Source organism: Pseudomonas sp. ML96, assembly GCF_000761545.1.
In the GTDB taxonomy this organism is placed as follows: Bacteria; Pseudomonadota; Gammaproteobacteria; order Pseudomonadales; family Pseudomonadaceae; genus Aquipseudomonas.
Genome location: NZ_JPMY01000036.1, coordinates 1 through 13,325, shown reverse-complemented (window position 1 = coordinate 13,325; position 13,325 = coordinate 1). Strand labels below are relative to the sequence as shown.

Here is a 13,325-nt window from a genome sequence, read left to right as displayed (position 1 = left end):
CAGTCGCGGAAAAAGTAACCAAAAACGCTTGCCCCCGCCATCCGGCCCCGCCTGCGGCGGGGTCCCCTCACTCCATCATTGCTCCAGGGGCCGGCTTACAAGGGCCGTCCATGGCCCTTTAAGCCTCTCGCCGCATCCATGCGGCTCGCTCCCTTCCACAACGATTCCGTTCGGCCTCCTGAAGGGGGCGGGGAGTCGCCTGAGAGTTCGGCGTCCGTATCTGTAGGGTGTACTCGCCCGAAGGGCGGTACACCGTTCCGGTGTGGTGGACTACCTGCGGCGAGCGGTACGCCGCCCGGCCCACCCTGCGAATGCGAGTCCTGTCCGTGGAGTTCGCGAAGCGAGAAGAAAAGCTACTAGGCAACTCGGAGCCCGAGTCCCCGTCAGGAGGCCGAGTGGAGGTGTTGCGCAGGGGGGCGCGAGGCAGGACGCCGAGCGAGGAGCGAAGGGACAGGGACGTCCCTTCGTGACGGCCCCCGGAGCAGCACCGGAGCGAGGGAAGTCTGGCCGCAGGCCAGACCCGGATGTCGGGGTGCCCTTCTCTTTGGTTACTTTCTCTTGGGCAAACAAGAGAAAGTGACTCGCCGTACAAGGCGAAACCTGTAGTCATGTGCCGAGGAAAGTGCTGCGTTCAGGCTATTGAGTGTGGGCCGTTGGTCTGAGGGCAGCGAAAAGCCCCGATCCACCCGCACAGCGTTTAAACTGCGCAATTCCGGTGCTTTCTGTCGCATTGCCGAAAGCCCAGGAAATCCGCGGGTTGCCGCTGTAAGAAGTTGTCGCATGGCGACAATGCGGGCCCGTGGGCAGCCCCTACAATCCTTTCATCACCTGTGTTCCTTCGTTCAGGAGAACCCCGATGTCCGTTCAGCACGAGCCGGTGCAACGCGCCGATTTCGACCAGTATCTGGTACCCAACTATGCCCCCGCCGCCTTCATTCCGGTGCGTGGTCAGGGCTCCCGAGTCTGGGATCAGAGTGGTCGCGAGCTGATCGACTTCGCCGGCGGTATCGCCGTCAACTCGCTGGGTCACTGCCACCCGGCGCTGGTCAAGGCGCTGACCGAGCAGGCCAACACCCTGTGGCACATCTCCAATGTGTTCACCAACGAGCCGACCCTGCGTCTGGCCCACAAGCTGGTGAATGCGACCTTCGCCGAGCGCGTGTTCTTCTGCAACTCCGGTGCCGAGGCCAACGAGGCCGCGTTCAAGCTGGCTCGTCGCGTCGCTCATGATCGTTTCGGTCCGGAGAAGTGCGAGATCATCGCCGCGCTCAACAGTTTCCACGGTCGTACCCTGTTCACCGTCAGTGTCGGTGGCCAGCCCAAGTATTCCGATGGCTTCGGTCCGAAGATCGAAGGCATCACCCACATCCCGTACAACGACCTGGACGCCCTGAAGGCAGCCATCTCCGACAAGACCTGCGCCGTGGTGATCGAACCGATCCAGGGCGAGGGCGGCGTGCTGCCGGCCGACCAGGCCTACCTGGAAGGCGCCCGCGCCCTGTGCGACCAGCACAACGCGCTGCTGGTGTTCGACGAAGTGCAGAGCGGCATGGGCCGTACCGGTGAGCTGTTCGCCTACATGCACTACGGCGTCACCCCGGACATCCTTTCCAGCGCCAAGAGCCTGGGCGGCGGTTTCCCCATCGGTGCCATGCTGACCACCACCGAGCTGGCCAAGCACCTGGCTGTCGGCACCCACGGCACCACCTACGGCGGCAACCCGCTGGCCTGTGCGGTGGCCGAGGCGGTGCTGGATATCGTCAACACCCCGGAAGTGCTGAATGGTGTGAAGGCCAAGCACGCCCAGTTCAAGCAGCGCCTGCAGGCGATCGGCGAGAAGTACGGTTTGTTCAGCGAAATCCGCGGCCTCGGCCTGTTGCTCGGCTGCGCCCTGACCGACACCTGGAAGGGCAAGGCCAAGACCGTGCTGGACGCCGCCACCGCCGAAGGCGTGATGGTGCTGCAAGCCGGTCCGGACACCGTGCGCTTTGCGCCGAGCCTGGTGGTGGACGACGCCGACATCAACGAAGGCCTGGATCGCTTCGAGCGCGCCGTGGCCAAGCTGGTCCAGGGCTGATCCGCCGCTGATCGGCAACGGCGGTGCAGGGCTGCGCCGCCGGTTCTTTTCAGGATGAACCGTTCCATGCGCGATCGGAGCAACGCTCCGATCTTTTCTCCAGAGGGCTACCTGAGGCCTTTTGGAGCTTTTATTCGCAAGTCGTTCCGCACTGGCGGAACACAGTTTTTTGGAAAGGAGTAGCGCCATGCTGGTGATGCGCCCCGCGCAGATGTCCGACCTTGCTGAGGTGCAGCGTTTGGCTGCCGACAGCCCGGTGGGCGTTACTTCGCTGCCTGATGATGCCGGCCGCCTGAGCGACAAGATCGCCGCGTCCGAGGCGTCCTTCGCCGCCGAAGTCAGCTTCAACGGCGAGGAGAGTTACTTCTTCGTCCTCGAGGATGCTGCCAGCGGCAAGCTGGTCGGCTGCTCGGCCATCGTCGCCTCGGCCGGCTACTCCGAGCCGTTCTACAGCTTCCGTAACGAGACCTTCGTGCACGCCTCGCGCGAGCTGAAGATCCACAACAAGATCCACGTTCTCTCGCTGTGCCACGACCTCACCGGCAACAGCCTGCTGACCAGCTTCTACGTGCAGCGCGATCTGGTCGAGACGCCGTCCGCCGAGCTCAACTCGCGTGGCCGCCTGCTGTTCATGGCCGCGCATCCCGAGCGCTTCGCCGATGCGGTGGTGGTCGAGATCGTCGGCTACAGCGACGAGAGCGGTGACTCGCCGTTCTGGGATGCGGTCGGCCGCAACTTCTTCGACATGAGCTACACCGACGCCGAGCGCCTGTGCGGGCTGAAGAGCCGCACCTTCCTCGCCGAGCTGATGCCGCATTACCCGATCTACGTGCCACTGCTGCCCGACAGCGCCCAGGAAGCCATGGGCCAGGTCTACAGCCGTGCCCAGGTGACCTTCGACATCCTCATGCGCGAAGGCTTCGAGACCGACCACTACATCGACATCTTCGATGGCGGCCCGACCCTGCATGCGCGCACCTCGGGCATCCGTTCCATCGCCCAGAGCCGCGTGGTGCCGGTGCGCATCGGCGAGCCGGGCAAGGGCGGGCGCCAGTACCTGGTGAGCAACGGCCAGCTGCAGGATTTCCGCGCCATCATCGCCGACCTCGACTGGGTGCCCGGCAAGCCGGTGACCCTGAGTGCCGAGGCGGCCGAGGCCCTGGGTGTGGGCGAGGGTGCCAGCGTACGTTTGGTGGCGGTTTAAGCATTCACTCCTTCTCCGCTGGAGAAGGGCGGCCCCGCGTGCGACGGGGCGTATCTCGGAGGATTTATGATCGTTCGTCCCGTCCGTAGCGGCGACCTGTCGGCGCTGATCGACCTGGCCCGCAGTACCGGCACCGGCCTGACCACCCTGCCGGCCAACGAGGAGCGCCTGGCGCACCGGGTCGGCTGGGCGGAGAAGACTTTCCGGGGCGAGGCCGAGCGCGCCGACGCCGACTACCTGTTCGTGCTCGAGGACGACGATGGCAAGGTCGTCGGCATCTCCGCCGTGGCCGGCGCCGTGGGCCTGCGTGAGCCCTGGTACAACTACCGGGTCGGCCTCACCGTCAGCGCCTCGCAGGAGCTGAAGATCCACCGCGAAATCCCGACCCTGTTCCTGGCCAACGACCTGACCGGCAACTCCGAGCTGTGCTCGCTGTTCCTGCATGCCGACCATCGCAGCGGCCTTAACGGTCGCCTGCTGTCCAAGGCCCGCTTCCTGTTCATCGCCGAGTTCCGCGAGCTGTTCGGCGACAAGGTGATCGCCGAGATGCGCGGCATGTCCGACGCCGCCGGCCGTTCGCCGTTTTGGGAGAGCCTGGGCCGCCACTTCTTCAAGATGGAATTCAGCCAGGCCGACTACCTCACCGGCGTCGGCAACAAGGCCTTCATCGCCGAGCTGATGCCCAAGTTTCCGCTGTACAGCTGCTTCCTCTCCGAGGAGGCACGCGCCGTCATCGGCCGCGTGCACCCGGACACCGAGCCGGCGCTGGCCATGCTCAAGGGCGAGGGTTTCAGCTACCAGGGCTACGTCGACATCTTCGATGCCGGCCCGGCCATCGAGGTGGAGACCGACAAGATCCGCGCCGTGCGCGACAGCCAGAGCCTGGTGCTGGCCGTGGGTACCCCGGGCGATGACGCCATTCCCTACCTGATCCATAACCGCAAGCGCGAAGACTGCCGCATCGCCGCCGCCCCGGCGCGCGTGGCCTCCGGCACCCTGGTGGTCGATCAGCAGACCGCCAAGCGCCTGCAGCTCAGCGCCGGCGCCCAGGTTCGCGCCGTGCCGCTGTCGGCCAAGGAGAGCAAGCAATGACCACTCATTACATCGCCGGCAGCTGGCAGGCAGGGCAGGGCGAGGCCTTCGCTTCGCTCAATCCGGTGACTCAGGAAGCCGTATGGAGTGGCCAGGGCGCCACTGCCGCGCAGGTCGAGCAGGCCGTTGCTGGCGCCCGCGCCGCGTTCCCGGCTTGGGCCCGACGCTCCCTGGATGAACGCATCGCCGTGCTCGAGCAGTTCGCCGCCACCCTGAAGAGCCACGCCGACGAGCTGGCCCGCACCATCGGCGAAGAGACCGGCAAGCCGCTGTGGGAGTCCGCCACCGAAGTGACCAGCATGGTCAACAAGGTCGCCATCTCGATCCAGAGCTACCGCGAACGTACCGGCGAGAAGAGCGGCCCGCTGGCTGATGCCACCGCCGTGCTGCGCCACAAGCCGCATGGCGTGGTCGCCGTGTTCGGCCCGTACAACTTCCCCGGCCACCTGCCCAACGGCCATATCGTGCCGGCGCTGCTGGCTGGCAATGCGGTGGTGTTCAAGCCCAGCGAACTGACGCCCAAGGTCGCCGAGCTGACCGTCAAATGCTGGATCGAGGCCGGCCTGCCGGCTGGCGTGCTCAACCTGGTGCAGGGTGCCCGCGAGACCGGCGTGGCCCTGGCTGGTAGTGCTGGCATCGATGGCCTGTTCTTCACCGGCTCCAGCCGCACCGGCAACCTGCTGCACAGCCAGTTCGCCGGCCGCCCGGACAAGATCCTGGCGCTGGAGATGGGTGGCAACAACCCGCTGGTGGTCGAAGAGGTCCAGGACCTCGATGCTGCCGTCTACACCATCATCCAGTCCGCCTTCATCTCCGCAGGCCAGCGCTGTACCTGTGCGCGCCGCCTGCTGGTGCCGGTCGGCGCCTGGGGAGATGCCTTGCTGGCGCGCCTGGTGGCGGTAGCCGCGACCATCAAGGTCGGCGCCTTCGACGAGCAACCGGCACCCTTCATGGGCTCGGTGATCTCGCTCGCCGCCGCTGAGCACCTGCTCAAGGCCCAGCGCCATCTGCTCGACAAGGGCGCGGTAGCGCTGCTGGAAATGATCCAGCCGGTTTCCACGGCCGCGCTGCTGACCCCTGGCATCCTCGATGTCACGGCGGTCGTCGAGCGCATCGACGAGGAGTTCTTCGGTCCGCTGCTGCAGGTGATTCGCTATGACGGCTTCGACGCCGCCATCGCCGAGGCCAACAACACCCAGTACGGCTTGGCCGCCGGCCTGTTGTCGGATTCCGCCGAGCACTACCAGCAGTTCCTGATCGAGAGCCGCGCCGGCATCGTCAACTGGAACAAGCAGCTGACCGGCGCCGCCAGCAGTGCGCCGTTCGGCGGCGTGGGGGCCTCGGGTAACCATCGCGCCAGCGCCTACTACGCGGCCGACTACTGCTCCTACCCGGTCGCCTCGCTGGAGAGCGCCACCCTGAGCCTGCCCGCCACCCTAACCCCGGGAGTGAGTCTGTGATGTCCGCCTATGAGATGCCCGCTGTTGAAATGAATGTCGACGGTCTGGTCGGGCCGACCCACAACTACGGTGGCCTGTCCTACGGCAACGTGGCGTCGCAGAGCAATAGCCAGGCGGCTTCCAACCCCAAGGAAGCGGCCAAGCAGGGCCTGGGCAAGATGAAGGCGCTGATGGACCTGGGCTTCAAGCAGGGCGTGTTCGCCCCGCAGGAGCGCCAGGACGTTGCCGCCCTGCGCAGCCTGGGTTTCACCGGCAGCGATGCCGAGGTGATCGCCAAGGCCGCCAAGGAATCCATGCCGCTGCTGGCCGCCGTCAGCTCGGCCTCCAGCATGTGGACCGCCAACTCGTGCACCGTCAGCCCCAGTGCCGACACCGCGGATGGCCGCGTGCATTTCACCGCCGCCAACCTCAACTGCAAGTTCCACCGCTCTATCGAGCACCCGACCACCAGCCGCGTGCTGCGCGCCATGTTCGCCAACGAGCAGCACTTCGCCCACCACGCCGCGCTGCCGGCCGTGGGTCAGTTCGGTGACGAGGGCGCGGCCAACCACACCCGCTTCTGCAAGGGTTATGGCGATGCCGGCGTGGAATTCTTCGTCTTCGGCCGCAGCGCCTTCGACAGCCGCTTCCCGGCGCCGCAGCGCTACCCGGCGCGGCAGACTCTGGAAGCCTGCCAGGCGGTAGCCCGTCTGCATGGTCTGGGTGAGGCGGGCGTGGTCTACGCTCAACAGAACCCTGCGGTGATCGATCAGGGTGTGTTCCACAACGACGTGATCTCGGTGGGCAATGGCGAAGTACTGTTCTATCACCAGGATGCCTTCCTCGACACCGACAAGGTGCTGGCCGAGCTGGGCGACAAACTGGCCCGCCGCGGCGGTAACTTCCAGGCCGTACGTGTGCCGAGCAGTGCGGTGAGTGTGGAGGACGCGGTGCGTTCCTACCTGTTCAACAGCCAACTGCTGAGCCGCGCCGACGGCGGCATGCTGCTGATCGTGCCGGAGGAGTGTCGCAACAACGCCAACGTGTGGAACTACCTGAACGAGCTGACCAGCGGTAACGGCCCGATTCGCGAGGTCAAGGTGTTCGACCTCAAGCAGAGCATGCAGAACGGCGGTGGTCCGGCTTGCCTGCGTCTGCGCGTGGCGCTTAAGGAGCAGGAACTGGCTGCGGTGAACCCGGGCGTGGTGATGACTCAGGCGCTGTTCGAAACCCTCAACGTCTGGGTCGACAAGCACTATCGCGACCGCCTGGCGGAAAGCGACCTGGCCGACCCGCAACTGCTGGTCGAATGCCGCACGGCATTGGATGAACTGACCCAGATCCTTAAACTGGGCTCGGTTTACCCATTTCAATTGGCTTAAAGAGTACTTATTTCATGTCCGACGCCCTGCAACTCATCCTCGAAGATACCGACGGCACCCAGCTGGAAACTTCCTGCACCCGCTTCGCCGTGGTCTGGCAGGGCAAGGAAGTGTGGATTCAGACCGCCGGCAATGGCCAGCTGCTGATCGGCGTGGATGTCGCCGAAGGCGATGCCGAATACGCCAACCTGCTGCTGCGTCCGCTGGCCACCAACCTGGTCAGCCTGCAGTTGGAGATGGAAGCGGCCGAGGATGGCGATGACGACGAAGACCACGTGCACGGTCCGGACTGCAATCACTAAGGAAGTACCCTGCCATGCTCGCCCTCGGCAAACTGCTCGAACTCACCCTGGCCGGCCGTGAGCCGACCGAGAAGATTCAGCTGACCCGCGAGGGCGCGCGCCTGCACTGGCTGGCCGAAGGCGTGCTGGAAGTGACGCCGACCGCCCATGCCGACAGCGGCCTCGATCTGCTGCTGTCGGCCGGTATCCACGGCAACGAGACGGCGCCGATCGAGTTGCTCGATCGCCTGGTGCAGGGGGTGGCCTCCGGCCAGCTGCTGCCCAAGGCGCGCATTCTCTTCCTGTTCGGCAATCCCGAGGCCATGCGCCGCGGCGAGCGCTATGTCGAGCAGGACATTAATCGCCTGTTCGACGGCCGTCACGAGCAGAGCAGCGGCTTCGAGGCACTGCGTGCCAACGAGCTGGAGCGCCATGCCGCTGCCTTCTTCAGCAAGGAAGGCCGTTCGCGGCTGCACTACGACCTGCATACCGCGATCCGCGGCTCGAAGATCGAACAGTTCGCTCTCTATCCCTATGTCGAGGGCCGCGAGCACTCGCGTGCCGAACTGGCCCGCCTGCGCGCTGCTGGCATCGACGCCGTGCTGCTGCAGCGCAAGACCGGCATCACCTTCAGCTCCTACACCTACGCGCGTCTGGGTGCCGAGGCTTTCACCCTGGAACTGGGCAAGGCGCGACCGTTCGGGCAGAACCAGCAGGTCAATCTCGACTTGCTGGAGAAGCGCCTGCGCGAGCTGGTGGAGAACTGCGAGCCGGAAACCGATTCGCTGGACGGCATGCAGCTATTCGCTGTGGCCCGCGAGGTGATCAAGCACAGCGACGCCTTCAAGCTGCACCTGCCGGCCGACATCGAGAATTTCACCGAGCTGGAACCTGGCTTCCTGCTGGCCGAGGACATCGCCGGTACCCGCTGGCTGGTGGAAGAGCAGGGCGCCCGCATCATCTTCCCCAATCCCAAGGTCAAGAACGGCCTGCGCGCTGGCATCCTGATCGTCCCGACTGAGCTCTGAGCTCTTCGCGACCTCCGAGAGGGCAGACCTTGAGCGTCTGCCGTGAACGGCGAGGCGCTCGATAGTCGTTTTCTATCCAAAATCCCCGCAAACGGGCTGTCCCTACTGCGAGAGGCCGATATAATGCGGCCCTTTGCCGGCTTTTGCCGTGGCCGCCGTTTGCCTGGATGAAATAGATGAAAAGCGCAGAAATCCGTGAAGCCTTCCTCCGCTTCTTCGAAGAGAAGGGGCACACCCGCGTCGCCTCCAGTTCGCTGATTCCGGCGAACGATCCGACCCTGCTGTTCACCAACGCCGGCATGAACCAGTTCAAGGACTGCTTCCTCGGCCTGGAAAAGCGCGCTTATACCCGCGCCACCACCAGCCAGAAGTGCGTGCGTGCCGGTGGCAAGCACAACGATCTGGAAAACGTCGGCTACACCGCGCGCCACCACACCTTCTTCGAAATGCTGGGCAACTTCAGCTTCGGCGACTACTTCAAGCGCGACGCCATCGCCTACGCCTGGGAATTCCTGACCAGCGACAAGTGGTTGAACCTGCCGAAAGAGAAGCTCTGGGTCACCGTCTACGCGACCGACGACGAGGCCTACGACATCTGGCACAAGGAAGTCGGCATCCCGGCCGAGCGCATGATCCGCATCGGCGACAACAAGGGCGCGCCGTACGCCTCCGACAACTTCTGGGCGATGGGCGATACCGGTCCGTGCGGCCCGTGCACCGAGATCTTCTTCGACCACGGCGACCACATCTGGGGCGGCCCGCCCGGCTCGCCGGAAGAAGACGGTGACCGCTACATCGAGATCTGGAACAACGTGTTCATGCAGTTCAACCGCACCGCGGACGGCGTACTGCACGCGCTGCCGGCACCGAGCGTGGACACCGGCATGGGCCTGGAGCGCATCAGCGCCGTGCTGCAGCACGTCAACTCGAACTACGAGATCGACCTGTTCCAGAGCCTGCTCAATGCCGCGGCCAAGGCCATCGGCTGCGCCAACGAAGGCCAGGCCTCGCTGAAAGTCGTCGCCGACCACATCCGCTCCTGCGGTTTCCTGATCGCCGACGGCGTGACCCCGTCCAACGAAGGCCGCGGCTACGTGCTGCGCCGCATCGTTCGTCGCGCCTGCCGTCACGGTAACAAGCTGGGCGCCAAGGGCAGCTTCTTCTACCAGATCGTCGCCGCGCTGGTGGCCGAGATGGGCGAAGCCTTCCCCGAGCTGAAACAGCAGCAAGCGCACATCGAGCGCGTGCTGAAAACCGAGGAAGAGCAGTTCGCCAAGACCCTGGAGCAGGGCCTGAAGATCCTCGAGCAGGACCTGGCTGACCTCAAGGGCAGCGTCATTCCTGGCGATGTGGTGTTCAAGCTGTACGACACCTACGGCTTCCCGGTCGACCTGACTGGCGACATCGCTCGCGAGCGCGAGCTGACCATCGACGAAGAAGGCTTCGAGCGCGAGATGGAGGCCCAGCGCGAGCGCGCCCGCTCCGCCAGCTCCTTTGGCATGGACTACAACAGCCTGGTCAAGGTCGACGTCGATACCCAGTTCCTCGGTTACGAGGGCACCACGGGTAGCGGCAAGATCGTCGGCCTGTTCAAGGCCGGCGCCGCCGTCGACAGCCTCGCGGAGGGCGAGGAGGGCGTGGTGGTGCTGGATCAAACCCCGTTCTACGCCGAGTCCGGCGGTCAGATCGGCGACAGCGGTTATCTCGAGAGCGCCGGCGTGCGCTTCGATGTGCGCGACACCACCAAGGCTGGCGGCGCCTTCCTGCACCACGGCGTGGTCGCCAAGGGTGGCTTGAGCGTCGGTACTTCGCTGAAGGCCGAGGTCGATGCCTCGGTGCGCCAGGCCACTGCGCTGAACCACTCGGCCACCCACCTGCTGCACGCTGCGCTGCGCCAGGTGCTGGGCGAGCACGTACAGCAGAAGGGCTCGCTGGTCGACAGCCAGCGCCTGCGCTTCGACTTCAGCCACTTCGAGGCGATCAAGCCCGAGCAACTGAAGCAGCTGGAAGAGCTGGTCAACGCCGAGATTCGCAAGAACTCCGAGGTTGAGACCGAAGAGACCGACATCGAGACCGCCAAGGCCAAGGGCGCCATGGCGCTGTTCGGCGAGAAGTACGGCGATGACGTGCGCGTGCTGACCATGGGCGACGGCTTCTCCGTCGAGCTGTGTGGCGGTACCCACGTGTCGCGCACCGGCGACATCGGTCTGTTCAAGATCACCAGCGAAGGTGGTGTGGCCGCCGGCGTGCGCCGTATCGAGGGCGTCACCGGTGCTGCGGCGCTGGCCTGGCTGAATGGTGCGGAAGAGCAGCTGAAAGAAGCCGCCGCGCTGGTCAAGGGCAGCCGCGACAACGTGTTGGACAAGCTGTCCGGCCTGATCGAGCGCAACCGTCAGCTGGAAAAGGAGCTGGAGCAGCTCAAGGCCAAGGCTGCCAGCGCTGCCGGCAACGACCTGGCCGGCTCGGCCGTGGACGTCAAGGGCGTCAAGGTGCTGGCTTCGCGTCTCGACGGTCTGGATGGCAAGGCCCTACTGGCCATGGTCGACCAGCTGAAGAACAAGCTGGGCAGCGCGGTGATCCTGCTCGGTGGCGTGTTCGAAGACAAGGTGGTGCTGGTTGCTGGCGTCACTCAGGACCTGACCGCCAAGCTCAAGGCCGGTGACCTGATGCGTCAGGCCGCTGCGACTGTCGGTGGCAAGGGCGGTGGTCGCCCGGACATGGCCCAGGGCGGCGGCGTCGATGCCGGCAAGCTGGACGAGGCACTGACGCTGGCTGCGAGCTTCGCCGAACAGGGCCTCTAATTGCGTTGAAAGCGAGGCCTGCAGTGCGTCCGGCGGGCCTTGGCAGTGTGACCCGTTGTGGGTTTAATGGGCGCCCTTCGAGGAATCAGGCGGTTTTTTGACATGGCTTTGATCGTACAGAAGTTTGGGGGCACCTCCGTCGGCACTGTTGAGCGTATTCAGCAGGTGGCCGAGAAGGTGAAGAAGTTCCGCGAAAACGGCGACGACATCGTCGTCGTGGTCTCTGCCATGAGTGGCGAGACCAACCGCCTGATCGATCTGGCCAAACAGATTACCGACGGGCAGCCGGTGCCGCGTGAGCTCGACGTGATGGTTTCCACCGGTGAGCAGGTGACCATCGCCCTGCTGGCCATGGCCCTGATTCAGTGTGGTGTGCCGGCGGTTTCCTACACCGGCAACCAGGTACGCATCCTCACCGACAGCGCCCACACCAAGGCGCGCATCCTGCAAATCGACGATCAGAAGATCCGTGCCGACCTCAAGGCAGGTCGCGTGGTAGTGGTCGCCGGTTTCCAGGGCGTGGACGAGGAGGGCAACATCACCACTCTCGGTCGCGGTGGTTCCGACACCACCGGCGTGGCCCTGGCTGCGGCGCTGAAGGCCGATGAGTGCCAGATCTACACCGACGTCGACGGTGTCTACACCACCGATCCGCGCGTGGTGGCCAAGGCCCAGCGCCTGGACAAGATCACCTTCGAAGAGATGCTGGAAATGGCCAGCCTCGGTTCCAAGGTGCTGCAGATTCGCTCGGTGGAATTCGCCGGCAAGTACAACGTCCCGCTGCGCGTGCTGCACAGCTTCCAGGAGGGTCCGGGCACCCTCATTACCCTTGATGAAGAGGAATCCATGGAACAGCCGATCATCTCCGGCATCGCCTTCAATCGCGACGAGGCCAAGCTGACCATCCGTGGCGTACCGGATACCCCCGGCGTGGCCTTCAAGATCCTCGGCCCGATCAGCGCCGCCAATATTGAAGTCGACATGATCGTGCAGAACGTGGCGCACGATAACACCACCGATTTCACCTTTACCGTGCACCGCAACGACTACCAGAACGCCCTGGGCGTGCTGGAAAACACTGCGCGCGAGATCGGTGCCCGTGAAGTCAGCGGTGACACCAATATTGCCAAGGTCTCCATCGTTGGCGTCGGCATGCGTTCCCACGCCGGTGTCGCTAGCCGCATGTTCGAAGCGCTGGCCAAGGAGTCCATCAATATCCAGATGATCTCCACTTCGGAAATCAAGGTTTCCGTGGTCATCGAAGAGAAGTACCTGGAGCTGGCCGTGCGCGCCCTGCACACTGCCTTCGAGCTCGACGCTCCGGCCCGACAGGGCGAGTGATGCTTTAAAAAGGCGCGGTATTCCGCGCCTTTCGTTTTTCTGGCCGCGTGGTAAAGGACTTTTCTTTTGTCCGTGCTGGTCAATACTGGGTGAAGGCGCTGCACTTGATAACTGCGGGGCTGCCACCATTTTATTTCTTGCAGACTGTTGTCCCGAAATTTGAATCCGTAAGGAGAAAGGAATGCTGATTCTGACTCGCCGGGTCGGAGAGACCCTGATGGTGGGTGACGATGTCACCGTCACAGTGCTGGGCGTTAAAGGTAATCAGGTGCGTATTGGCGTGAATGCTCCCAAGGAGGTTGCCGTGCACCGTGAGGAGATTTACCAGCGCATCCAGAAAGAGAAGGGCGACGAACCAAGCCACTAATTTTTATCGAAATTTTGTCTTTGCAAACGGGGAAAACATGGTTATCATGCGCCCCGTGTTGCGGAGAGGTGGCCGAGTGGCCGAAGGCGCTCCCCTGCTAAGGGAGTACACCTCAAAAGGGTGTCGGGGGTTCGAATCCCCCCTTCTCCGCCATTATTTAGTGTTATAGAGATGTCAGTGGTTAGCTCGATAAGTTGTTGAAAGTTATCGAAAAAATCAATTGACGAATAATTAAGAGTCTCTATAATGCGCGCCCTACACGCACTCATAGCTCAGCTGGATAGAGTACCCGGCTACGAACCGGGCGGTCGGA

Annotated in this window: 10 protein-coding genes and 1 tRNA gene; all 11 read left to right on the top strand. The window is 64.2% G+C overall.

All coding sequences use genetic code 11. The annotated features are described in order from the left end of the window. Positions 1-856 precede the first annotated feature (856 nt). Positions 857-2,077, top strand: a complete 1,221-nt coding sequence (locus tag IP89_RS16650; protein WP_043310737.1) for an aspartate aminotransferase family protein — start codon at positions 857-859, stop codon at positions 2,075-2,077. A 187-nt stretch (positions 2,078-2,264) separates the two neighbouring features. Further along, entirely contained in the window at positions 2,265-3,281 is a 1,017-nt protein-coding gene (aruF, locus tag IP89_RS16645) for an arginine/ornithine succinyltransferase subunit alpha (protein WP_043310736.1), read from the top strand. 66 nt (positions 3,282-3,347) lie between these two features. Further along, on the top strand, positions 3,348-4,373 hold the full coding sequence (gene astA / locus IP89_RS16640) for an arginine N-succinyltransferase (RefSeq protein WP_043310735.1): 1,026 nt from the start codon (positions 3,348-3,350) through the stop codon (positions 4,371-4,373). Beyond that, positions 4,370-5,833 carry a succinylglutamate-semialdehyde dehydrogenase gene (astD, locus tag IP89_RS16635; RefSeq protein ID WP_043310734.1) on the top strand — a complete coding sequence of 488 codons (1,464 nt, stop codon included), beginning with the start codon at positions 4,370-4,372 and terminating at the stop codon, positions 5,831-5,833. The genes astA and astD overlap by 4 nt, the downstream gene beginning before the upstream one ends. A 14-nt stretch (positions 5,834-5,847) precedes the next feature. Further along, entirely contained in the window at positions 5,848-7,194 is a 1,347-nt protein-coding gene (gene astB / locus IP89_RS16630) for an N-succinylarginine dihydrolase (RefSeq protein WP_043310866.1), read from the top strand. A gap of 14 nt (positions 7,195-7,208) precedes the next feature. Next, positions 7,209-7,496, top strand: coding sequence for a hypothetical protein (locus IP89_RS16625; protein WP_043310733.1), 288 nt, complete (start codon positions 7,209-7,211; stop codon positions 7,494-7,496). 14 nt (positions 7,497-7,510) lie between these two features. Further along, positions 7,511-8,503: a succinylglutamate desuccinylase gene (gene astE / locus IP89_RS16620; RefSeq protein WP_043310732.1), complete on the top strand. Its 993-nt coding sequence runs from the start codon at positions 7,511-7,513 to the stop codon at positions 8,501-8,503. A gap of 176 nt (positions 8,504-8,679) precedes the next feature. Then, positions 8,680-11,304, top strand: a complete 2,625-nt coding sequence (alaS, locus tag IP89_RS16615; protein WP_043310731.1) for an alanine--tRNA ligase — start codon at positions 8,680-8,682, stop codon at positions 11,302-11,304. A 102-nt stretch (positions 11,305-11,406) separates the two neighbouring features. After that, positions 11,407-12,645 (top strand): aspartate kinase, encoded by a 1,239-nt coding sequence (locus IP89_RS16610; protein WP_043310730.1) that lies wholly within the window; start codon positions 11,407-11,409, stop codon positions 12,643-12,645. A 181-nt stretch (positions 12,646-12,826) separates the two neighbouring features. Continuing rightward, entirely contained in the window at positions 12,827-13,012 is a 186-nt protein-coding gene (gene csrA, locus IP89_RS16605) for a carbon storage regulator CsrA (protein WP_003244478.1), read from the top strand. 62 nt (positions 13,013-13,074) lie between these two features. After that, a tRNA-Ser gene (locus tag IP89_RS16600) sits at positions 13,075-13,165 on the top strand. Positions 13,166-13,325: the final 160 nt, after the last annotated feature.